Below are 21,226 nucleotides of genomic sequence, written 5' to 3' on the forward strand. Positions count from 1 at the left end.
ACACGCCGCAAGTCGACGAGGTAGCGACCCGGTCGGCCGTTCACGATCCAGGAGAGGTTTGCATGACGTCCATTGCCGAGCAGGCGCGTCCCGCCCGAGGAACGACCACCCGCGCGGTGGTGCTGACCCGCCGACCGGTGGGGCAGGTGGTCCGGGTGGAGGACTTCGAGATCGCCGACGTCGCCCTGCCCGCGCCGGCGGAGGGCGAGGTGCTCGTGGAGAACCACTACATGAGCGTCGACCCGTCCACGCGCGGGCGCCTTGAGGACTTCGAGAAGCACTACACGCGGAACTTCGCGCTCGGCGCGCCGCTCGACGGGATGGCCGTCGGACGCGTCGCGGCGAGCGCCTCGGCGGCCCTCCCCGAAGGCACCTGGGTGCGTCACCAGCTGGGTTGGCGCGAGCACGCGGTGGTCCGGGCCGACGAGGCCCGCCGGATCAGGGTGGACCGGGCCCCGGCGCCGTACTGGCTCGGTGCCCTCGGCCTCACCGGCCTCACCGCGTACGTCGGTCTCACCGAGGTGGCGCAGGTCGTCCCCGGCGACACGGTGTGGGTCTCCGGCGCCGCCGGCGGTGTGGGCAGCGTGGCCGGGCAGATGGCCCGCAACCTCGGCGCGGACCGCGTGGTCGGCACCGCCGGCGGCCCGGAGAAGGCCAGGGCCCTGGTGGACGCGTTCGGCTTCGACGCCGGCGTGGACTACCGCGAGCCGGACCTGGCCGAGCGGCTCCGCGAGGCCGCCCCGGACGGCTACTCGGTCTACTTCGACAACGTCGGCGGCGAGCAGCTGACGATCGCGCTGGACCTGCTCGACCCGTTCGGCAGGATCGCGTTGTGCGGGATGATCTCCAACTTCGGCGTCGACTTCTCCGCCCAGCACCAGGGCCCGGCCGTCGGGCAGCTGATCCAGGCGGTGCTCAAGCGGTTGACGCTGCGCGGATTCATCGCCCGCGACCACTTCGACCTGCAGGACAGGTTCGAGGACGACGTCATCGGGTGGATCGACGACGGGAAGATGGTCGTCGAGCAGACGGTCCGCGAGGGACTCGGCAGCGCCCCGGAGGCCCTGATCGGCGTGCTCACCGGCGCCAACCTCGGCAAGATGCTGGTGAAGCTGTGAGCGCGCCCGGATCCGCTCGCCCGGACGCGCCGGGGACGGCCACCTACGAGGTCCAGGACGGGGTGGCGACGCTCACCCTGCGCAACGCCCGCCGGAAGAACGCCATCACGCTCGCGATGGCCGGGCAGATCGCGGAGTTCTGCGCGATGGTCGCCGACGACACCGCGATCGGCGCGGTCGTGGTGCGCGGCGACGGCGGCTACTTCTGCAGCGGCGCGGACACCCGCGACCTGGCCGCGTCGTCGGCCGACGCGGCGAGCCCGGAGGCGGTGGCCCGCACGTCGGCCGTCTACGGCTCCTTCGTCGGCATCGGTTCGCTGCCCGTCCCGACGGTCTCCGTCGTGACCGGCGGAGCGGTGGGCGCCGGACTGAACCTGGCGCTGGCCACCGACCTGATGGTGGCCACCCCGGACGCGGTCCTCGACAGCGGCTTCCTGGCCCGCCGGATCCATCCCGGCGGCGGCCACCTCGGGCTGCTGGGGCGCGCGGTCGGCCGGCCCACGGCGGTGTCGATGGCGCTCTTCGGCCAGGCGATATCCGGTGGGCGCGCGGCGGAGCTGGGGTGGGGGCTCGCCGTCCCCGCCGACCGGATCGACGCGGAGGTCGCCGAGCTGGTCGCGATGCCCGCCCAGGACCCGGAGCTGACCCGCCGGGTCACCCGGAGCCTCAAGCTGGAGCTCGGGCCGCCCGCCGTCTCCTGGGACCAGGCCGTCGAGATCGAGCGCGGCGTCCAGATGTGGTCCCTGGGCAGGAAGGGCCGCGAGGGCTGGGCCACGAACCCGTCCAAGCCGCAGGTGCCGGGGCGGTGACCCGGCGGGGGCCTTTGCACGGGGCGCGCGTCCTCGACCTGAGCACCACCTTCTCCGGACCGTACTGCACCCGCCAGCTGGCGGATCTCGGCGCGGCGGTGCTCAAGGTCGAGGCGCCGGGAGGGGACGTGACCCGGAACCTCGGCACGATCGCGCGTCCCGGGATGAGCAGCGTCTACGCCTCGGCCAATCGGGACAAGGCCACGGTGCTGATCGACCTCAAGTCGGCCGGAGGCCGGCAGGAGATGCGGCGGCTCCTCGCCCGTGCGGACGTTCTGGTGCACAACATGCGGCCCGCCGCCGCCGAGCGGCTGGGCATCGGCCCGGACGCCGCCCTGGGAATCAACCCGCGCCTCGTCCACGTGGCGATCACGGGGTACGGCTCGGACGGCCCCGACGCCGGACGGCCGGCCTACGACGACACGATCCAGGCGGCTTCCGGGCTCTCCTGGCTGCAGAGCATGCACTCCGAGGACCCGGCCTACCTGGCCACGCCGCTGGCCGACAAGGTGGCGGGGATGTCCGCCGCCCAGGCCGTGCTGGCCGGACTGCTCCACCGGGAGCGGACCGGGGAGGGCCAGGCCGTGGAGGTCCCCATGTTCGAGACCCTGGCCGGTTTCGCCCTGATGGAGCAGTGGGGCGGCCGGGCATTCTCGCCGTCCCTGGGCGACACCGGCTACCGGCGGATGCGCTCGCCGTACCGGAGGCCCTACCGGACCCGGGACGGAGTCGTCTCCGTCGTCGTCTACCACGACGGGCACTGGCGCCGCTTCTTCGACCTGATCGGCGAGCCGGAGGTCCTGGAGGACGAACGCTTCGCCACCCCGGCGGCGCGCAACGAGCACATCGACGACCTCTACGCGCTGCTGGAGCGGCGCATGGCCGAACGCAGCACGTCGGAGTGGCTGAAGGCCCTCGACGACGCCGACATCCCGGCCGCCGCGGTCCGGTCACTGGACGACCTCTTCGACGACGAGCACCTGACCGCGGTCGACTTCTTCCAGGAGGTCGAGGACGCTCGGGGAGAGCGCTACGTCGCGACCCGAGCCCCGTGGCGCTTCAGCCGCACCCCGGTCGCCGACCCCCGGGACCGGCCGGGGCCGATGCTGCCCGACGAGGGCCGCGGAGCCGCCCTTGAGGCCTGGCTGGAAGGGAGTGAGGAGCGATGAGCCGAGCCACGTCCAGGCACCGCGTCATGCTCTCCGCGAGCGGCGCGCTGCCGCCCGAGTACGAGGAGCTGCGCGGCCGGGTACGCGGGTTCCTCGCCGACCAGGTGGCCAGGGGCCGCTTCACGCCGGCGCCCGACTCCTGGATGTCCGGCATCGACCCGGACTTCAGCCGGCTCCTCGCCGGGCAGGGCTGGCTGGGGATGACGATCCCGGTCGAGTACGGCGGCCACGGCCGCACGAGCCTGGAGCGGTACGTGGTCACCGAGGAGCTGCTGGCCAGCGGCGCGCCGGTGGCGGCGCACTGGATCGCGGACCGCCAGATGGCACCCGGAATCCTCCGCAACGGAACCGAGGAGCAGAAGCACAGGTATCTCCCCGGCATCACCCGGGGCGAGAAGCTGTTCTGCATCGGCATGAGCGAGGCGGACGCCGGGTCGGACCTGGCGGCGGTGCGCACCCGCGCGGTCCCGGTGGCCGAGGGCTGGCGGATCACCGGCTCCAAGCTGTGGACGAGCAACGCGCATGTGGCGACGACCGTCGTCCTGCTCGCCCGCTCCGACGAGGGGGAGCGACACCAGGGGCTGTCCCAGTTCGTGGTCGACCTGCCGCATCCGGACGTCCACATCCGGCCCATCACCACCATCGACGGCGGCCGGCACTTCAACGAGGTCGTCTTCGACGACGCCGTCGTGGGGCCGGACGCGCTGCTCGGCGAACGCGGGGCCGGCTGGCGCCAGGTCACCCAGGAGCTGGCCAACGAGCGGTCCGGCCCGGAGCGGATCCTCTCGACCCTGCCACTGCTGCTGCTCTGGGCCGCGGAGGTCACCGAGGACGACCACGAGGCCAAGGCCGAGCTGGGCCGTCTGGTCACCCGCCTGACCTCCCTGCGGATGCTCTCCTTGGGCGTCGCCCACGAGCTTTCGGCGGGACGGAACCCGGCGCTGGAGGCCGCGTTGGTGAAGGACCTCGGGACCGCGTTCGAGAGCGACGTGACCGAGACGATCCGCCGGCTGGGCAACCGGCCCGCACCGGACGGCGACCCGCTCGGGGTCATGCTGGCCCAGGCCCAGTGGCATTCCCCGGCCTTCACTCTGCGGGGCGGCAGCAGCGAGGTGCTGCGTTCGATCGTGGCGAAGGGACTGGTGGGACGGTGAGTCACCTGGACGAGCTGAGGAGCGCCGCCGACGGCGTCCTGGCCGATCACCTGCCCGACGACGCGGAGCCGCCGGCCGGTCTCGACCGCGCCGCGTGGGACTCACTGGCCGGCCACGGGTTCACCGGCCTGAACGCCGGCGTCGGGATCGGCGGGGGCGGCGGCACGCTCGCGGACGCCGCCGAGGTGGTGGAGGCCGCCGCGCTCGTCGCGGTACCGGCCGGGGAGGCGCTGTTCCTCGCGGTCCCGCTCCTCGACCTGGCGGGCATCAAGCTGCCGGACGGTGTGCTCACCGCGGCGGCCGTGGCCGGCGGGCGGATCGACGCGGAGGGCGTGCACGGTGAGATCCGCGACGTCCCCTGGCTGGCCTCCTCCGACACGGTGATCGTGCTCTCGGAGACGGGCGCGGACGCACAGGTCTCCGTACTGGCCGTCGAGGACTTCCGCGAGCACGTGGAGGTGGTCCGGGATTTGGCGGGGCAGGAGCGCGGCAACGCCGTCCTGACCGGGGTGGCTCCCGCGGTCTCGGCGCCGCTGCCGAGCGGCGCGTGGCGGAGGTGGTTCGACGAGCGGGGCGCGCTGGTGCGCGCCGTCCAGATCGCCGCGGGCATGCAGTCGCTGGTCGACCAGACCACCCGGCACGTCCAGGAGCGCGAGCAGTTCGGCCGGCCGCTGGCCGCCTTGCAGGCGGTCCAGCAGCGGCTCGCAGGCATCGCGAGCCACGCGGTGCTCACCCGGGTCGCCGCCCGCTCCGCGCTGGTGCGGGTCCAGGACGGAACGGGCGACGCGAGCCTGGCGGTCGCCACCGCCAAGGCGGAGGCGTCCCACCTCGTCGCACCGGTGTGCGCCGCGGCGCATCAGTTGCACGGCGCCATCGGGTTCACCCGGGAGCACCGGCTCGGCGCGATCACCAACCGGCTGTGGACCTGGCGCGACGACCATGGCGGCGAGCGCGTGTGGTGGACGCGGGCGGGCGCGGCGGCCCAGGCCGCGGGCACCGGCGCCTGGGCGCTCCTCGCGGGGGTGTAGGACGCGGCTCAGGCGGAGGTCGCCGCCGGGACGCCGGCGATGCTCAGCGCCGCGTTCCGGCCGGCGATGCGGCCGAAGGTCGCCGAGTTGCCGACGGAGTTGCCGCTGCCCACGTACACGTCTCCGAGGACGCCGCCGGTCACCTCACCGCAGGCGTAGGCGCCGGGAATGGGGCGGCCGAGGGTGTCCATGACCTCGCCGCGCCCGGTGACGGCGGGTCCGACACCGGTCCAGCACAGGGTGGCCAGGCGGACCTCGGCGGCGTAGAACGGGCCTTCGGTGATCGGACGGACGAACTGGGCGTCCTTGCCGAAGGCGTCGTGGTCGCCGTCGTTGTACGCCTCGACGGTGGCCTGCAACTGGTCGACGGGGAGGCCGGCCTTCACGGCGAGCTGGGCAACGGTGCCGGCGCTATGGATCCGGCCCGCCTCGACCTGCTCGGCGATCATCGCGGGGTTCCAGTTGGGGCTCTGGCGGTCCTCGCGCTCGGGCATGACCTGCTTGTAGGCCTTGGTGTTGCCCGCCGTGCTCCGGTCGACGGCCTGGTGGTCGAAGACGAACCAGGCGACACCGCCGTTCGAGTGCGTCGTCCGGTCGAGCACCCCGTAGGCGCTCGACTCGTCCACGAAGCGGCGGCCCTCCTTGTTGACCAGCACCATCCAGCCGGGGATGTAGCTCTCGAAGGTGCGCACGAAACCGGGGTGCAGCAGCCGCAGCCCCCGGTCGTGGCCGTCGATCCGCGCGCCGAGCTGCTCGGCGAAACCGAAGGCGTCGCCCTGGGCGGTCCCGGTGCCGATGTACCAGCCCCAGTCGCCGGTCGCCGTCCAGGACGGGTTGTGCTCGGCCAGCAGCTCCCGGTTCGCTCCGTAGCCGCCCGAGGCGATCACCACCGAAGCGGACCGTATCTCCTCGCCGCCCACGACGACGCCGACCGCGCGGCCGTCCTCGAACAGGATCCGCTCGACGCGGTGGTCGACGGCGATGTCCACACCCGCTTGGCGGACCTTGCGGGCCAAGCCGTTCACGATCTGCCCGCCCTGGCCGACCGCCGCCACGCAGCGCGGGGTGTTCTCCGCACCGCCGAAGATCAGATCGGGGTGGAACCGGACGCCGTGGCCGACCAGCCAGTCGATGGTGGGGCCGGACTCGTCGCAGAAGGCCTTGACCGCTGCGGGGTTCAGATTCCAGACGTTGGCGTTCATGTAGTCGCGGTAGAAGCTCTCCGCCGAGTCCTCGACACCGGCCTCGCGCTGCAGCCCGTACCCGGCGCCCATGATGATGCCGCCGGAGAGGCGGGACGCCCCGCCGATCTCGGTGTCGGCCTCGAAGACCACGACGGTCCGCGCCCCGTTCTCCGTCGCGGAGAGCGCCGCCGAGAGACCGGCGATGCCGGATCCGATGATGATCACGTCGATGGTGTCCATGCTCGCTCCTCTGCGTGGTCGGAAGTGCCGCTCACGGGCCCGGCCGACAGGCGGACGGCCCTGTGGCCGGTCGCGTCAGGAGGCGCGTTCGATCAGCTCGACGGCGTTCCCCTCCAGGTCGGTGAGGAAGGCGATGCGGGTCCCGGGTCCGACGTCGATGACGTTGCCTTTGCCGAGGGATCCTCCGCCCGCCGCCTCCGCGGCGGCGACGGCCTCGTCGAGGTCGTCCACCACCAGCGTGAACAAGGGCGTACCGACCTGCCCCACCACTGGCCTGCCGCTGCCGCCGGGGCGCGGGTTCCGGCCGGGGCCCAGGAACTTGAGCCGCTGGCCCGACGGCGTGCGGAGGCAGACGACCCGGCAGGGCACCCCGAGCCCCGCGTCGGCGAACGCCTCGTCGGTGATTTCGACGCTCCACTCCGGTTCGAGACCGAAGACGTTCTGGTAGAAGGCCGCCAGCGTCTCGGGCCGTGCCGCCACCATCGCCGTTTCCAAGCCGGTCATGAGTTCATCGGCCCCTTGTCGGTGCGCGGCTCCGCGGGCAGCCCGAGCACGCGCTCCCCGATGATGTTGCGCTGGATCTCGTCGGACCCGCCCGCGATGCGGAAGCCCGGTGCGCCCAGGACGTGCTCGCTCCACCCGTAGGCGCCCCACTCGCCGTGGTCGAAGGCGAGCCGCTCACCGAGAAGGTCCTGGCTGGTTTCGGAGAAGGCCCGGAGCTGGTCGACCCAGAAGACCTTGCGCAGCGAGCCCGCCGGACCCGGCGCGTCGCCCGCGGCATGCGCCTTGGCCACCCGGTCCCCGAGCAGCTCCAGCAGCCGGTGGGCGGTGTAGGCCCTGGCCACGCTCTGCCGTTTCACCGGGTCCTCCAGTCCGCCGGTGCGCTCCGCCAGCTCCCACAGGTAGCGCCAGGTGCCGCCGACCTTGCGCCGGCCGGAGTGCCCCCGCTCGAATCCGAGGGTGGTCAGCGCGACCCGCCAGCCGTCGCCGACGTCGCCGAGGCGGTCGGAGTCGGGGATCCGCACGTCGTTGAAGAAGACCTCGTTGAAGGACGTGCCGCCGGACATCTGCCGCAGCGGGCGGATGTCGACGCCGGGCGCGTCCATCGGCACGACGAACGCCGTCATGCCCCGGTGCTTGGGGACGGCCGGGTCGGTGCGCGCGATGAGCTCGCCGACGTGGGCGAACTGGGCGCCGGAGGTCCAGACCTTCTGCCCCGTGAGGATCCACGCATCACCCTCGCGCACGGCGCGGAGGCGGACGTTGGCCAGGTCGGACCCGGCCTCCGGCTCGGAGAAGAGCTGGCAGGCCAGCAGGTCGGCGCGCAGCATCGGCGCGAGCCATCGGGAACGCTGCTCGTCCGCGCCGAACCGGGCGATCGTGGGGGCGATCAGGCCGACCGTGACGCCGACCAGTTCCGGGGTCGGCGGCGCCTGGTACCGGGACTCCAGCATCGCGAACGTCCGCTCGTACTCACCGGGCAGTCCGGCACCGCCGTGCTCCTCCGGGAGCGAGAGGGCGCCGTAGCCCGCGTCGTACTTCTGCCGCTGCCAGGCGGCGCTCCGCTCGATCAGCTTCGCCTCGTCGGCGTGGGGAAGGTTGTGGAAGACGGGAGTCCCGTCGTCACCGATCCCCCACTCGAACCCCTCGTCCGACCGGGCGGGCAGGTGGCCCGCCAGCCAGCCGTTCGCGCCGGAGGCCCATTCCTCCAACGTCGACGCGTGGGACACTTTTGGCAAGGTGCCTCCTAGAGGATCTCCAACCTGGGCCGGTCCCAGACCGCGCCGTGGATACTACATAGTCAACAGCAACTACAGAAAGGTGGCAAGGCTCCCATGGCAGTTGTCCGACCAGCCCACAGGCCCTCGCGCCGCGAGGAACTGCTCGATGCCGCGCTCGACGAGCTGATGAGCGACGGACAGTACGACGTGGCCATCTCGCAGATCGCCAAGCGCGCCGGCATGACCTCGGCGGCCGTCTACTACCACTTCGACAGCCGCGAGGAACTGCTGGAGGCGCTGCGCGACCGCATCGAACGGTCGCTGCAGGACGTGGTCACCGCCCAGAAGGACGAGGCGGCCATCGAGGACTGGGTCGACGGGGTGATCAACCGTGCCGCCGACTGGATCCGCCGCTCACCGAAGGAGGCGCGTTTCCTCTTCGTTGCCAACCAGCTCTCCCGCGGGGCCGACGAGGAGCCCGAGGTCTCGCCCTGGGAGCCGGCGGTCCGGGTGATGGCCGGGGAGGTGTCGCGGCGGGACCCCGACCTGGGCCGGCTGGACGCGACGATGCGCGCGATGGCACTGCTGGCGCTCCTCGCGGAGCTGGCCGCCAAGGCGCTCGAAGGCTCGGACAAGCCCCCGGCGGCGTTCGGGACCGACGTGCACGCCGCCCACCTGGTGGGGCGCCGCATCCTGCTTTCTTGATATCCAGTCGATTACTTGCCACACCATGTAGTTACTAGTTAGCCTGCGCCCTGGTGGGCGATGTGACCGGGCCCACGCGAAGCGCTCACGCGAAGCGACCGAGGAGGCCAGTCCATGGCTGTGCGGCCGGGCAACCACATCGATGGCGCATGGGAGGTCGGCACCGGGTCCGGAGACGACATCGCGGTGCACGACTCCGCGGACGGGTCCCTCGTCGAGTCGTTCCGCCCGGCGGGCGCCGACCAGCTGGAACGGGCCGTGGCCGCGGCGCGACGCGCCCAGCCCGGATGGAATGCCGTTCCGGTACGGGAACGCGCCGCGCTCCTGCGCCGCCTGGCCGACCGGCTGGCGGCCCGGGAGGACGAGCTCGCCGCGGTGATGAGCAGGGAGGTCGGATCGCCCCTGGCGTTCTCCCGCACCGTCCAGGTCGGACTGCCCGTCGCGGTCCTGCGGACCACCGCGGACGCCGTCGAGGAGCTCGCCCTCGAAGAGCAGGTGGACAACGTCACCGTCGTACGGGAGCCCGTCGGTGTCGTCGGTGCGATCACCCCGTGGAACTATCCGATCTACCAGGTCGTGGCGAAGCTCGCGCCCGCGCTCGCCGCCGGGTGCGCGATCGTGGTCAAGCCCTCGCAGGTGGCCCCGCTGAGCTCGGTCCTCATGTTCGAGGAGATCGAGGCGGTGGGCCTGCCCGCCGGTGTGGCCGACCTGCTCACCGGAACCGGGCGCGGGATCGGCGAGGCCCTCGTCGCCCACCCGGACGTGGACATGATCAGCTTCACCGGCTCCACGGCGGCCGGCGCCCGGATCGCGGAGGCCGCGGCGCCGGGCGTCAAGCGGGTCGCCCTCGAACTCGGCGGCAAGTCCGCCGCCGTCCTGCTCGACGACGCCGACGTCGCACGCGGCGTCCGGGCCACGGTCGGCTCCTGCTTCCTCAACGGCGGACAGACCTGCTCCGCGCTGACCCGCCTCGTCGTCCCCCGCTCGATCCTGGCCGAGGTCGAGGCCGAGATCGAGGCCGCCGTCGCGGAGGTCGTCGTCGGCGACCCGTTCGCGGAGGGCACCGTGGTCGGCCCGATGGCGTCGGCCGAGCAGCGGTCCACGATCAACTCCTACATCGCGCTCGGCGTCGAGGAGGGCGCCCGGCTGCTGGCCGGCGGGGTCGGCGACGAGCCCGCCGACGGCGGCTACTACGTCAGGCCGACCGTGCTGACCGACGTGAAGTCCGGGATGCGGGTGGCCCAGGAGGAGATCTTCGGCCCGGTCCTCGTGGTCATCCCCGTGGACGGCACCGAGGAGGCGGTCGAGGTGGCCAACGACTCCGAGTACGGACTCAGCGGGGCGGTCTGGTCGGGCGACCGGGCACGGGCGGTGGACGTGGCGCGCCGCATCCGGACCGGTCAGGTCGCGGTCAACGGCGGCGCCTTCAGCGCCAGGGCGCCCTTCGGCGGCGTCAAGAAGTCCGGCAACGGCCGGGAACTCGGCAAATACGGCCTTGAGGAGTACTTCGAACTCAAGGCGATTCGTTTGTGAACGGAGAGGGCGGGATGGCCGAAGCGGCTGTTGAACAGCGTCCCGAGCAGGGCGCGGGACGGGTGCCGACACCTGAGAAGCGGATCGAGATCTTCCGGTTGATGTCCCGGATCCGGCACTTCGACCAGCGGTGGCACCGGCTCTTCCAGCAGGGGATGACCGGGCCGGGCCACGCCTCGATCGGAATGGAGGCGATAGCCGCGGCCTTCGGGGTGGCGCTCCGCGAAGACGACTACACCTTCGCCACCTACCGCGGACACGGCCACATCCTGGCGCGCGACGTGCCGATGCGCCCGATCATGGCCGAGCTGCTCGGCAAGGCGACCGGGCTCGCCGGCGGCAAGGGCGGCTCGATGCACCTGACCAGCGTCGAGCACGGAATGATGGGCTCGTACGCCGTGATCGGCGCCCACCTTCCCGTGGCGGCCGGTGCGGCGCTCTCCGCGCAGTACCGGGGCAGCGGGCAGGTCGCGGTCTGCTTCTTCGGTGACGGGACGACGAACATCGGCGCCTTCCACGAGGCGCTGAACCTTGCCGCGGTGTGGAAGCTGCCGGTGGTCTTCGTCTGCGAGAACAACCAGTACATGGAATACACCCCGATCCGGGACGTGACCGCGGTGCCCAACCCCGCGGCCGACCGGGCGGCGGCGTACGGGCTCCAGCGGATCCTGATCGACGGGAACGACCCCGACGAGGTCCACGCGCACGCCGGCCGGGCGATCGATCTGGCCAGGAGCGGGGGCGGCCCGTCGCTGATCGAGGCCGTCACCTACCGCCACCTCGGCCACGCCAGCGCCGACCCGGGCACCTACCGTCCCGAGGAGGAGATCGCGGAATGGCTCAAGCGGGACCCGATCCCGCTCCACCGCGGCCGCCTCGTCGCGGACGGCGTCCCGGAGGCCGTCCTGGACGAGATCGAGGCGGAGTCCGAACGGGACGCCGAGGACGCCGCGCAGTTCGCCGTCTCCTCCCCCGATCCCGACCCCGCAGAGTTGATGACGGCCGTGTGGGCCGACGGAGGTGCGTCGTGGCGGAACTGATCTATCGCAACGCCGTCGCGCGCGGCATCGCCCAGGAGATGGCGCGCGACGAGCGCGTCATGCTCATCGGCGAGGACCTGGCGGCGGCCGGTGGCGTCTTCAAGACCACCGTCGGCCTCCTTGAGGAGTTCGGCCCCGAGCGGGTGCGGGACACCCCGATCTCCGAGGACGCGATCATCGGCGCGGCCATGGGCGCCGCGATGACCGGCCTGCGGCCGATCGCCGAGATCATGTTCGCCGACTTCGTGTCCGTGTGCCAGGACATGATCGTCAACCAGATCGCCAAGACGCCGTACATGACCAACGGCCAGATCACCATGCCGCTCGTGGTGCGCTTCGGCAACGGCGGCGGCCTCCGCTTCGGCGCCCAGCACTCGCAGAGCGTCGAGAACTGGCTGATGCAGGTGCCCGGACTGAAGGTCGTGGCGCCGTCGACGCCGCGCGACGTGGTGGGCCTGATGGCGGCGGCGGTCCGCGACGACGACCCCGTCATGTTCATGGAGCACAAGGCGCTGCTGGCCACCAAGCAGGACGTCGAGGACGGCGAGATCGTCGAGGAGCTCGGCCGGGCCAAGGTGGTCCGCACCGGCGAGCGCGCCACCATCGTCGCCCTCGCCGCGATGGCGCCGAAGGCCATGGAGGCCGCGGCGGTCCTGGCCGAGCAGCACGGCATCGACTGCACGGTCATCGACCTGCGGTCGCTGGTGCCGCTCGACGTGACCACCGTCCTGGACAGCTTCAAGGAGACCGGGCGCCTGTTCACCGTCGAGGAGAACCCCCGCCTGCTGGGCTGGGGCGCCGAACTCGTCTCGATCGCCGTCGAGGAGGCGTTCGAATACCTCGACGGCGCGCCGGTCCGCATCACCACGCCGCACATCCCGCTGCCGCAGTCGCAGTCGCTCGAAGCGCTCGCGATCCCGTCGGTGGACCGGATCGTGGAGACCGTGTGCAAGCACGTCGTGGACTGACCGGACAGGAGGAACGGTGAGCGCGGAACAGGAACGCGAAGAGGAACTCGTGACCTACAGCGTGCGCGACGGTGTCGCCGTGCTGAAACTGAACAGGCCGCGCTACCGCAACGCGCAGAACGGGGCGCTCCTGTACGCGCTCGACGCCGCCTACCTGGCCGCCGCCCGGGACGATGACGTGCGGGTCATCGTCCTGGGGGGTGAGGGGGACCACTTCTCCGCCGGGCACGATCTCGGGACACCGGGACGGGACGTCGACACCACCTTCCCGCCGATGGCCGGCATGTGGTGGGACCACGTGGGCAAGCCGGGGGTCGAGTCCCGGTTCGCACGGGAGTCGGAGCTCTACCTCGGCCTCTGCAAGCGCTGGCGGGAGATCCCCAAGCCGACCATCGCGATGGTCCAGGGCGCCTGTGTCGCGGGGGGCCTGATGCTCGCCTGGGCGTGCGACATGATCGTCGCCGCCGACGACGCCTTCTTCGCGGACCCGGTGGTGATGATGGGCGTGCCGGGCGTCGAGTTCTTCGCCCACCCGTGGGTGATGGGACCGCGCTTCGCCAAGGAGTTCCTCTTCCTCGGCGAACGGGTCGACGCGCAGCGGGCCAGGGAGCTCGGGATGGTGAACCGCGTGGTGCCGCGGGCCGAACTGGAGGGGCGGACGCTCGACATCGCCGGCCGGATCGCCGGGCAGCCCCGGTTCGGGCTGGCGCTCGCCAAGAGGGCGGTCAACCAGTGCGAGGACCTGATGGGCTTCTCGACCGGCCTCGACTCCGTCTTCGGCCTGCACCACATCGGGCACGCGCACAGCGCGGAGACCGCCGGCAGCGCGGTCGGCGGCCGCGGCGTCGACGACGTGCGCGCCGCGCTCGCCGAGAAGGAGGAGAGCGGGGGGTGACCGCGGTCGAAGACGCTCATGAGGTGACCGAGATCGTCCACCGGGCCCTGCGGGGGCTGGACCGGCGGGACTGGGGCGCCTACCGGGCCGCCTTCGCGGACCGCGTCGACCTGGACTACGGCTCGTGGCGTCCCGACTCGGTCGGCTCGTGGACGGCCGACGACTGGGTCGCCCGGGTGAGCACCGGGTTCATCAACGACTGCGACGCCACGCAGCACACCGTCTCCAACGCCGTGGTGGCCCGGGACGGCGATCATCTGGTCGCGGAGCTTGAGGTGCGGGCGATGCACGTCCTGCACACCGGGGGTTCGCCGGACTGGTTCGAGCTCGGCGGCACCTACACGTGGCGGTTCATGCGGGCGCGCGACCGCTGGCTCGCCGACGGGCTGACCCTCGACATCCGATGGCGGCTGGGGAACCCCGACCTTCCCGCGCTCGCAGCCGCCCGGACGGCCGCCGGTTGACGCGAGCCCCCTCGCGGCCGGTCGTCGATCCGGCTCCCCCATGCTTCGGCCCCGGCAGGATTGCCGGGGCCGAGTCCATGCCAGGGGCGATCACGCCTGCCGGAGTGCGGTGACCAGGCGGTCGCGGTGTGTCTCCGGGCCGCCCAGCAGCGCCCGGGTGGATGTCGCGCGGCGCGCGTAGAGGTGCGCCGGGTGCTCCCAGGTGAACCCGACTCCGCCGTGCACCTGGACGTTCTCGTAGGCGATCCGGTCCAGGGCCTCCGAAGCGGTGGCCTGGGCGAGCGCCGCGGGCTCGGCCAGATCCGCGTCCGCCACGACCTGGCCGACGGCGTGGTAGGCGGCGGAACGGGCGCGTTCGACGTCGATGAGCATCTCCGCGCACCGGTGCTTGATGGCCTGGAACGATCCGATCGGGCGACCGAACTGGACCCGGGTGCGCGCGTAGTCGACCGCCATCTCCAGGGCGGCCTGACCGGCGCCGACCTGCTCCAGCGCCAGCGCGATCGCCGCGACCTCGCCGACCCGCCGCAGGTGCGGAGCCGCGTCGCCCGGACCCGGGACCCTGACCGCGGGCGCCGCTTCGAGCCGGACCCGCGCGGCCTCGCGGCGCAGGTCCACACCGGTCACGGGGACGGCGAGGTAGCCCGGGTCCGCGGTCTCCACGGCGTACACCCCCGCCTCGCCGCCGGCGTCGACGGCCGGGATGAGCACGACGTCCAGGCTCTGCCCGTGCAGCACCAGTCCAAGATCGCCCGTAACCGCGGGCGCCGCTCCGGAGCGGTCGACCCGCGGGGTGGGCGCGGTCATCCAGTCGGTTCCGCCCAGCGCGACGCCGACGGCCGCGCCCGGACGGAGTACCTGCCCGGCGGCCACCGGGTCCACCCCGCGCAATGCCTGCGAGGCCACGACCACGGGGAGAAGCGGCGCGTCGAGCAGGATCCGGCCCGCCTCCTCCAGCAGCACGGCCGCGAAGCCGAAGTCCAGCCCGAGGCCGCCCGCCTCCTCGGACAGGAAGGAACCGCCCAGGCCGAGTTCCTCGTCCGCCCTGCGCCACCAGCGCCGGATCGCGCCGGCCTCGGCCGGCTCGGCCAGGGGGTCGATCGCGGCCTTCTCGCCGAAGTACTTCCTGGCCAGGTCCCGGAACTCCAGGTGCTCCGGAGTCAAGTGAAACATCGGATGTTCCCGTCTGCTCGTTGACCGCCTCAGCGGATGGACTGCTCCGGAGGCACTTCGCCGACCCAGGCGACCGCGTTCCGGGTCAGGCGCCGGAAGTGCGGGTCCGTGAAGGTCGAGCCGTCGTCCCCTGGCTGGAGGTAGACGATCCGGCTGTTCCGCTCCCGGCGGACCCAGACGGCCGCGTCGCTCACCAGCGGCGACGCGGTCGCGCAGTGCCGCTCCTCGCCGGTGAGCACCATGTGCTCGCTGGAGAGGTAGGCGCCCGGGTCGCCGTACCCCGTCCGGCGGACCAGGACCTCGATGGAGTCCTCGAAGACCGGGCAGAGGTAGGGCTCGTCGCTGGGCAGCCGGAACGTCCCGGGCAGGCCGCGGGTGACCGGGTGGTCCGCGACGACGCGGAACTCTTCCGGCACGTGCTCGATGTAACCGGAGTCGGGATGGTCCTCGCCGCGCACCCTGCCGGCCCGGTAGAGGAAGCTGCCGCCCATGATCTCGGCGAACTCCGGCCACTCGGGCCAGCTCGCCAGCGCGTGGTGGACGAAGACGACACCGGTGCCGCCCTCCAGCAGCCTGCGCCACCCCTGCCTGACCGCCTCCGCGGGCGTCTCGGTGCGGATCGGGTTCCGCAGTCTCACCGCGATCCCGGGCATGTCGTAGCAGAGCAGCGCGTCGTAGGTCGCGGCCTCCCCGGAACCGATCAGCGCGTTGCCCTCCGGCTGCTCGACCCAGGTGACCTCGCAGCCGCCGAGCCGCCCGAGGTGGTCGAGGTGGCCGCCGAACGCCTCCGCGTCGTAGGAGTGGCCGCCGGTCAGGGCGAGGACCTTCGTGCTCATGCCGCGCCGCTCCTCTCGGCGACCCAGTCGAGGCCGCGCCGGACGAGCACCTGGAACCCCGGTTCCTCCCACGGGCCCCGGTCGACCGTCGGCCAGTGGTCCATCTCGGGCTGCATGTCGTAGTGCCCCCGGGCGTGGCCGAGTGTCAGGTAGTAGACGCACCCGGCGCCGTGGTCGTTGAGGTAGGCGACCGGACGCGGCTCGTCGCCGGTCCAGTCGGAGTCCGCGAAGCGCGGGGTCGTCCCGCTCCAGCGGGTCACCAGGAGGGGCCGGATGCCGGGGCGCAGCTCGCTGAGGTAGAGCTCGTCGGTCACCTCAAGCTCGCCCACGCCGGAGACCAGCGGGTGGTCCGGCTCCGTCGGCGTCACCGTGAACGGCGCGATCGGAGGGTGCGAGAGGAAGCGGCTGCCCAGGACGTCGACGAACGACTCGGGGAGCGGCAGGGCGCTGACCTGCTCGGCGCCCAGCTCCAGGGCGCTGTTGGTGGCGTGGAGCGCCAGCCACCGGTGCCCGTCGCGCACCCACTCGGACAGCGCCCGCGCCTGCTCCTCGGTCGGCCGGACGTCGCAGGTGTAGCTGACCAGGAAGTCCGCGAAGGGGAGCCGTTCCGCGATGCCGGTCCAGTCGGGGCAGACGTCCATGCGCACCGACTCGTCCTCGGCCAGGAGGTGCAGCAGGCGGAGCCGGACGAAGTCGAAGTCGTGGAACCTGCCGCCGCAGACGAGAAGCCCGCGCCGCGCTCGATGGCCCATCCGATCCCCGCTCCCCGGTGCCCGCCGTGTCCCTCGCGGAGCACGGCCTCTTACCGCGGAGCCATACTAGTAACAAGTGCTTGACTAAAGAAACACTCTGACACTACTTTCTCGGCAAGCCGAGGAGGGAGCCCAATGGCCGGTGTCGGTTTCTCAGTCCCGCAGCTTGGTCCGCACGTGGACCGCGAGGTCCTGCGGACGTTCGCGGAGCGCGCCGAGGTCAGGGGCTTCACCAGCCTCTGGGTGCAGGACCACCTGTTCTACCCCGTGGAGACCGCGGCCTCCTACGCGGGCCAGGCCGGACGGACCGTCCCGGAGCAGTACCGGACGCTGCTGTCCGCGACCGAGTCGCTGTCGGCGCTCGCCGCGTGGACCCGGACGATCACGATCGGGACCAGCATCCTCGTCGCCGGATACCACCGGCCCGTGGACATCGCGAAGCGCCTGGCCACCATCGACGTGCTCTCGGGCGGGCGCCTGGTCGCCGGCTTCGGGATCGGCTGGTCCCCCGAGGAGCACGACCAGATGGACGTCGACTTCCGCGCCCGGGGCCGGCGCGCGGACGAGCTGATCGAGGCGATCCGCGCCTGCTGGGGCGAGGATCCGGTGGAGTTCCACGGCGAGTTCTTCGACATCCCGCGGGCGCTCGTGTCTCCCAAGCCGGTCCAGAGGCCCCGCCCGAAGCTGCTGTCCGGCATGTTCTCCGAGGCGGGACGGCGCCGCACCGCGAAGCTGTTCGACATCTGGAACCCGACGTCCCCCCTCGACGTGGTCGTGCCGCAGCTCAAGGAGATCAACGCGTGGCGGGCGGAGGGCGAGGAGCCGGTCGAGCTCTACTGGCGCATCTTCATGGAGCCCCCGGGCGGTGCCACCGAGGCGCGCCCGCTGCTGGGCGTCGACGGCATCGCGTCGCAGGTCGCCAAGGCGGAGGAGGCGGGCGTCGCCGAGGTGATCCTGGACGCGAACTTCTGGGGCGAGATCGCCTCGCCCCAGGCGTGGATCGAGCTACCCGACCGGGTCGCGGACGCCCTGGGCATGTGAGAACCGCCGGGCACCGCGCCCGCTCCGGCGGCGTCCGGCACGTCCGCCCGTCAACAAGAGCAGTTATAAAGAAACAAGAGAACTGGGAATCGCCTCAGCGCCCCGCGGCCCCGTCGTCGGCCTTCTGGCGAAGGTCGGCCGTTCCTTCGGGCTCGCCGGCGAGGCGCTCCCCGACCCTGATGAGCGCGTCCACGATCAGATCCTTGCGCCGGTACCCGGCAATCTTGCTGCCCGCGGCCCAGGCCAGGGAGAGGTCCATGGCGAGCCGCACGTACGTGCGGGACACGAGCTCCTCCACCGCGAGGTCCAGCCGGGTCTGGCGCTCCGGCTTGCTCATCCGGCGGCGGCTCTGGTTCACGTGATGCGCCACGAACTCCTCCCGGACGGCCCGCGCCGGCTCCGGACCGGTCCGCGCCCAGTGGTAGAGCAGGCGCGTCTCGGCCGCGTGCTCACTCTGGTAGTCCCACACGGACTGGGCCGCCTCGCGGATGGACCGCGGCGCCCCGCCACCGGCCGCCGTGGTCGCCGAGATCCGGTCGCTGACCTCCTTCAGCGCGGCGGTGAGCAGGTCGTCCTTGGTCGGGAAGTGGTAGTAGATCGACGCCGGACTCATCCCCGACTCCTCGGCCACCGCCGCGACGGACGCCTTCAACCCCTGGTCGGCGAACACCCGGATCGCCGCCTCCACGACCTCCGCGCGGCGTGACGGCCGGTGGGCACCCCGGGGCGCCGTTCGTTCAGCTTCGGTCATCGTCGCATCCGTTTCTGCCGGTCTCACGTCTCGCAGCCTTCCCCTGGGGAAGAAGTCCGCCGAACCCCGGTGGTCTCAGCCCGGTACGGCACCGCTGTCCGGCAGAGCTCAGGTGCACTCGCGCGACACGACGGTCCTACCGCGGTGCGGGGCGGCAGGCGCCATCGACCCGTCTTCGCAAAGGCCCGGCTCGATGGTACCCAGGGAGTGAACCACGTCCTCACCGCCGACGAGGCCTTGGCCGCACGACGGCGGGGTTCACGGCGAACGTGCGGCGACCATCTCGTCCCGGACGTTCCGGCGGCCGCCGGTTTCCGAAGAGGTCACGGGCCGGTGGCCCGCTCCCGGGGCGCTCCGTCGAGGCCGGGGTCGAAGACGACCCGCGGCGCGTCGATCGTCCGGTCGTTCATCCCGGCCAGCGTCGCGGCGAGCCCGCCGAACCCGATCCGCATGCCGGCCATGCCGTCGGCGCGCAACCTGCCGTCGGCGGCGAACCGGATCGCGGCGGCGGTGTCGGCCCGGCCGTAGCCCATGGACGCGACCACCTCGATCTCGCGGGCCAGCCAGTCGCGCACGGAGACGGCGGCCGGCTCCAGCGGGTAGCCGAGCAGGGAGAGCCGGCCACCGCGCCGGAGCATCTCCGCCCCCGTCTGGACCAGCGGGGCGATCCCCGTGCACTCGATGACCAGGTCGGCTCCGAGCCCGCCGGAAAGCTCGGCGATGCGCTCGAAGGCCTGTTCCGGGGGCACGGACTCGTCCGCGCCGAGATCGGCCGCGAGGTCGCGCCTGGCGGCGGAAGGCTCGACGACGAGCACGCGGCCCGCGCCGGCGAGCCTCGCCCACTGGCCGGCGAACTGCCCGATGGCGCCGCCGCCCTGGACGACGACCAGGTCGTCCATCCGGAGCCGGGCTCGCCGGACGCCGCGGTAGGCCACCGCCGCGGGCTCCAGCAGCTCGCGCGCCGCCGCCGGCATGGACGCGGGCACCGGCATCACCCGGCTCGCGGTCACCGCGATGCGGTCGGAGAAGCCGCCCCACGGCGGCGCGGCCTCGTCCCGCCCGCGCGCCTGCCGCAGGGTGGTGGCGCACAGGTCGCCGAGGTTGCGCCGGCACGGGGGGCACGTTCCGCAGGAGGAACCGACGGTCACGGCGACGATCTGCCCGATGCCGAGGTCCTCGACGTCCGCGCCGGTCTCGGCGACCGTCCCGACCCACTCGTGGCCGAAGATCGAGGGAGGCAGCTCACGCCCGCCGGCCGCGAAGTGGTGGGCGTCCGTGGCGCAGACGCTGCACGACAGGACGTCGACGACGACGCCGCCGCGGTCGGGCACGGGAGCGGCGACCTCGTCGATCCGGATCTCGCCCTCCGCGCTGATGAACGCTGCTCGCACCGCGGCTCCTTCGCATCGACCCGGAAAATATAGGTCGAGTATCAAGTTATTGCCGGAGCAGGTCAAGCCGGCGCCGCGGCCTGACCTGACTTATCCGTGAAGAGCAGCATGTTGGGCGTCTTCACTTCTTACTGACTCTAACCTAAAGTAACTTGGAGTTTGATCGACAACGAGCAGGAGGGAACCAGATGGACCTGGGACTGGACGGGCGCAGGGCCCTCATCACGGGCGGCAGCCGGGGGATCGGGCTCGCGATCGCGAAGGCGCTCGTCGCCGAGGGCGCGGAGGTCTCCATCTGCGGCCGTGACCCGGAGACCCTCGGCCTGGCCGCGAAGTCGCTCGGCGATGTCCACACCCAGCAGGTGGACATGGCGGACTCCGCGTCCATCGACACCTGGGTCGGCGACGCCGCCGAGGCGCTCGGCGGCATCGACATCGTGATCAGCAACGTGAGCGGTCTCGGCGGCGCGGGTCTCGACGCCTGGCGCCGCAACTTCGAGGTCGATGTGATCGGCTACGTGCACCTCGTCCAGGCCGCCCTGCCCCGGTTGGAGGCGTCCGACGCGGCGGCGATCGTGGCCATCGGCACGACCGCCGCGGTGGAGACCTTCGGGGGGAACCCGGCGGGACCGTACGGCGCACTCAAGGCGGCCACGATCCACCACACCTCCGGCCTGGCCCAGACCCTGGCCCCCAAGGGCATCCGGGCCAACACGGTCTCCCCCGGCCCCGTCTACTTCGAGGGCGGCAGCTGGGAAACGATCAAGGACCAGAAGCCCGAGTTCTACGAGTCCATCCTGGGTCAGATCCCGCGCGGCTCGATGGGCTCCGCCGAGGAGATCGCCAGCGTCGTCGCCTTTCTCGCCAGCCCCGCCGCAAGCCTGGTCACCGGAGTCAACGTCGTGGCCGACGGCGGCCTGACGAAGAAGGTCAAGTTCTGACCCACCCGGACGAAGGCTCGGTCCCGGGAGCGCAGCAGGCCGATGTTCGTGAGGGCTCCGTCACAGAGCGGGAGGAGACGTCGAAGGTCTGTTAAAGTCCGTCTGCTGTCCTCCCGCCTCCCGGAGCTGACCCGTGTCCAAGAACATCGCGACCTTGCTGGCTCTCGGCGGCCTTCTTCTCGGCGTCGCCGCCTGCGACGGCGATGACGGGAGCGGAGCGCAGAGCCCGCCGTCCGCGGCGGGCGCCCCCACGTCCGGTACCACCGCGCCGGCGGCCCCTTCGGCCACCCCGTCCACCAGCGCCCCGGCGACC

At 72.3% G+C, this 21,226-nt stretch carries 21 protein-coding genes and 1 pseudogene; 14 read left to right on the forward strand and 8 right to left on the reverse strand.

Features of this window, described 5'->3' with window-relative positions:
- Window positions 1–62 precede the first annotated feature (62 nt).
- The 5 genes from E1281_RS12215 to E1281_RS12235 are packed head-to-tail and all read left to right on the forward strand — an operon-like array spanning window position 63 to window position 5,278.
- Complete coding sequence (locus E1281_RS12215) at window positions 63–1,118, forward strand: NADP-dependent oxidoreductase (protein ID WP_131877472.1); 1,056 nt, start codon at window positions 63–65, stop codon at window positions 1,116–1,118.
- Window positions 1,115–1,927, forward strand: a complete 813-nt coding sequence (locus E1281_RS12220; protein WP_131877474.1) for an enoyl-CoA hydratase/isomerase family protein — start codon at window positions 1,115–1,117, stop codon at window positions 1,925–1,927. The genes E1281_RS12215 and E1281_RS12220 overlap by 4 nt, the downstream gene beginning before the upstream one ends.
- Window positions 1,924–3,096: a CoA transferase gene (locus tag E1281_RS12225; RefSeq protein WP_165958883.1), complete on the forward strand. Its 1,173-nt coding sequence runs from the start codon at window positions 1,924–1,926 to the stop codon at window positions 3,094–3,096. The genes E1281_RS12220 and E1281_RS12225 overlap by 4 nt, the downstream gene beginning before the upstream one ends.
- The gene (locus tag E1281_RS12230; protein ID WP_243716878.1) at window positions 3,093–4,250 is read left to right on the forward strand and encodes an acyl-CoA dehydrogenase family protein; all 1,158 of its coding nucleotides are present in this window, start codon (window positions 3,093–3,095) and stop codon (window positions 4,248–4,250) included. The genes E1281_RS12225 and E1281_RS12230 overlap by 4 nt, the downstream gene beginning before the upstream one ends.
- A complete protein-coding gene (locus E1281_RS12235; RefSeq protein ID WP_131877478.1) occupies window positions 4,247–5,278 on the forward strand; it encodes an acyl-CoA dehydrogenase in 1,032 nt (343 codons plus the stop codon). The genes E1281_RS12230 and E1281_RS12235 overlap by 4 nt, the downstream gene beginning before the upstream one ends.
- An 8-nt stretch (window positions 5,279–5,286) precedes the next feature.
- Here E1281_RS12235 and E1281_RS12240 read toward each other — a convergent pair whose 3' ends face one another.
- The 3 genes from E1281_RS12240 to E1281_RS12250 form a co-directional block, all read right to left on the reverse strand.
- On the reverse strand, window positions 5,287–6,702 hold the full coding sequence (locus tag E1281_RS12240; RefSeq protein WP_131877480.1) for an FAD-dependent oxidoreductase: 1,416 nt from the start codon (window positions 6,700–6,702) through the stop codon (window positions 5,287–5,289).
- A 75-nt stretch (window positions 6,703–6,777) separates the two neighbouring features.
- Window positions 6,778–7,206 (reverse strand): VOC family protein, encoded by a 429-nt coding sequence (locus tag E1281_RS12245; RefSeq protein WP_131877482.1) that lies wholly within the window; start codon window positions 7,204–7,206, stop codon window positions 6,778–6,780.
- Window positions 7,203–8,432 carry an acyl-CoA dehydrogenase family protein gene (locus E1281_RS12250; RefSeq protein ID WP_243716882.1) on the reverse strand — a complete coding sequence of 410 codons (1,230 nt, stop codon included), beginning with the start codon at window positions 8,430–8,432 and terminating at the stop codon, window positions 7,203–7,205. The genes E1281_RS12245 and E1281_RS12250 overlap by 4 nt, the downstream gene beginning before the upstream one ends.
- A 105-nt stretch (window positions 8,433–8,537) precedes the next feature.
- Here E1281_RS12250 and E1281_RS12255 point away from each other — a divergent pair, with 105 nt between their 5' ends.
- The 6 genes from E1281_RS12255 (at window position 8,538) to E1281_RS12280 (ending at window position 14,028) form a co-directional block, all read left to right on the forward strand.
- Window positions 8,538–9,128, forward strand: coding sequence for a TetR/AcrR family transcriptional regulator (locus tag E1281_RS12255; protein ID WP_131877484.1), 591 nt, complete (start codon window positions 8,538–8,540; stop codon window positions 9,126–9,128).
- 114 nt (window positions 9,129–9,242) lie between these two features.
- Window positions 9,243–10,661: an aldehyde dehydrogenase family protein gene (locus tag E1281_RS12260; RefSeq protein WP_131877486.1), complete on the forward strand. Its 1,419-nt coding sequence runs from the start codon at window positions 9,243–9,245 to the stop codon at window positions 10,659–10,661.
- Window positions 10,662–10,675: 14 nt separating this feature from the next.
- Complete coding sequence (locus E1281_RS12265; protein WP_131877488.1) at window positions 10,676–11,701, forward strand: thiamine pyrophosphate-dependent dehydrogenase E1 component subunit alpha; 1,026 nt, start codon at window positions 10,676–10,678, stop codon at window positions 11,699–11,701.
- On the forward strand, window positions 11,689–12,669 hold the full coding sequence (locus tag E1281_RS12270) for a pyruvate dehydrogenase complex E1 component subunit beta (protein ID WP_131877490.1): 981 nt from the start codon (window positions 11,689–11,691) through the stop codon (window positions 12,667–12,669). Before E1281_RS12265 ends, E1281_RS12270 begins: the two co-directional genes overlap by 13 nt.
- A 16-nt stretch (window positions 12,670–12,685) precedes the next feature.
- A complete protein-coding gene (locus E1281_RS12275; protein WP_131877492.1) occupies window positions 12,686–13,564 on the forward strand; it encodes an enoyl-CoA hydratase in 879 nt (292 codons plus the stop codon).
- Window positions 13,561–14,028, forward strand: a complete 468-nt coding sequence (locus E1281_RS12280) for a nuclear transport factor 2 family protein (protein ID WP_131877494.1) — start codon at window positions 13,561–13,563, stop codon at window positions 14,026–14,028. The genes E1281_RS12275 and E1281_RS12280 overlap by 4 nt, the downstream gene beginning before the upstream one ends.
- 90 nt (window positions 14,029–14,118) lie before the next feature.
- On the opposite strand, the gene E1281_RS12285 is transcribed toward E1281_RS12280, so the two are convergent.
- Genes E1281_RS12285 through E1281_RS12295 form a run of 3 tightly spaced genes read right to left on the reverse strand, consistent with a single transcriptional unit; the run spans window position 14,119 to window position 16,789 of the window.
- On the reverse strand, window positions 14,119–15,192 hold the full coding sequence (locus tag E1281_RS12285) for an acyl-CoA dehydrogenase family protein (RefSeq protein ID WP_165958884.1): 1,074 nt from the start codon (window positions 15,190–15,192) through the stop codon (window positions 14,119–14,121).
- Between the two features lie 38 nt (window positions 15,193–15,230).
- The gene (locus E1281_RS12290; protein ID WP_131877498.1) at window positions 15,231–16,037 is read right to left on the reverse strand and encodes a ThuA domain-containing protein; all 807 of its coding nucleotides are present in this window, start codon (window positions 16,035–16,037) and stop codon (window positions 15,231–15,233) included.
- The gene (locus tag E1281_RS12295) at window positions 16,034–16,789 is read right to left on the reverse strand and encodes a ThuA domain-containing protein (RefSeq protein WP_131877500.1); all 756 of its coding nucleotides are present in this window, start codon (window positions 16,787–16,789) and stop codon (window positions 16,034–16,036) included. The genes E1281_RS12290 and E1281_RS12295 overlap by 4 nt, the downstream gene beginning before the upstream one ends.
- A gap of 135 nt (window positions 16,790–16,924) precedes the next feature.
- Between E1281_RS12295 and E1281_RS12300 the strand changes: the two genes are divergently transcribed.
- Complete coding sequence (locus tag E1281_RS12300; protein WP_131877502.1) at window positions 16,925–17,830, forward strand: TIGR03619 family F420-dependent LLM class oxidoreductase; 906 nt, start codon at window positions 16,925–16,927, stop codon at window positions 17,828–17,830.
- Between the two features lie 94 nt (window positions 17,831–17,924).
- On the opposite strand, the gene E1281_RS12305 is transcribed toward E1281_RS12300, so the two are convergent.
- Both E1281_RS12305 and E1281_RS12310 read right to left on the reverse strand, forming a co-directional pair.
- Entirely contained in the window at window positions 17,925–18,581 is a 657-nt protein-coding gene (locus E1281_RS12305; RefSeq protein WP_131877504.1) for a TetR/AcrR family transcriptional regulator, read from the reverse strand.
- 323 nt (window positions 18,582–18,904) lie between these two features.
- A complete protein-coding gene (locus tag E1281_RS12310; protein ID WP_165958885.1) occupies window positions 18,905–19,972 on the reverse strand; it encodes a zinc-binding dehydrogenase in 1,068 nt (355 codons plus the stop codon).
- A 188-nt stretch (window positions 19,973–20,160) separates the two neighbouring features.
- Here E1281_RS12310 and E1281_RS12315 point away from each other — a divergent pair, with 188 nt between their 5' ends.
- Both E1281_RS12315 and E1281_RS41195 read left to right on the forward strand, forming a co-directional pair.
- Entirely contained in the window at window positions 20,161–20,913 is a 753-nt protein-coding gene (locus E1281_RS12315; protein WP_131877508.1) for an SDR family oxidoreductase, read from the forward strand.
- 133 nt (window positions 20,914–21,046) lie between these two features.
- Window positions 21,047–21,226 (forward strand): annotated as a pseudogene (locus E1281_RS41195) (hypothetical protein); the annotation flags it as partial.

The sequence above is a fragment of the Actinomadura sp. KC345 genome, from assembly GCF_004348515.1.
Taxonomy (GTDB): domain Bacteria; phylum Actinomycetota; class Actinomycetes; order Streptosporangiales; family Streptosporangiaceae; genus Spirillospora.

Bases quoted from the DNA above. Each gene is read 5' to 3' on its own strand.
- E1281_RS12215 (WP_131877472.1), top strand. From the start codon at position 63: ATGACGTCCATTGCCGAGCAGGCGCGTCCCGCCCGAGGAACGACCACC.
- E1281_RS12230 (WP_243716878.1), top strand. From the start codon at position 3,093: ATGAGCCGAGCCACGTCCAGGCACCGCGTCATGCTCTCCGCGAGCGGC.
- E1281_RS12240 (WP_131877480.1), bottom strand. From the start codon at position 6,702: ATGGACACCATCGACGTGATCATCATCGGATCCGGCATCGCCGGTCTC.
- E1281_RS12245 (WP_131877482.1), bottom strand. From the start codon at position 7,206: ATGACCGGCTTGGAAACGGCGATGGTGGCGGCACGGCCCGAGACGCTG.
- E1281_RS12255 (WP_131877484.1), top strand. From the start codon at position 8,538: ATGGCAGTTGTCCGACCAGCCCACAGGCCCTCGCGCCGCGAGGAACTG.
- E1281_RS12260 (WP_131877486.1), top strand. From the start codon at position 9,243: ATGGCTGTGCGGCCGGGCAACCACATCGATGGCGCATGGGAGGTCGGC.
- E1281_RS12265 (WP_131877488.1), top strand. From the start codon at position 10,676: ATGGCCGAAGCGGCTGTTGAACAGCGTCCCGAGCAGGGCGCGGGACGG.
- E1281_RS12290 (WP_131877498.1), bottom strand. From the start codon at position 16,037: ATGAGCACGAAGGTCCTCGCCCTGACCGGCGGCCACTCCTACGACGCG.
- E1281_RS12295 (WP_131877500.1), bottom strand. From the start codon at position 16,789: ATGGGCCATCGAGCGCGGCGCGGGCTTCTCGTCTGCGGCGGCAGGTTC.
- E1281_RS12300 (WP_131877502.1), top strand. From the start codon at position 16,925: ATGGCCGGTGTCGGTTTCTCAGTCCCGCAGCTTGGTCCGCACGTGGAC.
- E1281_RS12305 (WP_131877504.1), bottom strand. From the start codon at position 18,581: ATGACCGAAGCTGAACGAACGGCGCCCCGGGGTGCCCACCGGCCGTCA.
- E1281_RS12315 (WP_131877508.1), top strand. From the start codon at position 20,161: ATGGACCTGGGACTGGACGGGCGCAGGGCCCTCATCACGGGCGGCAGC.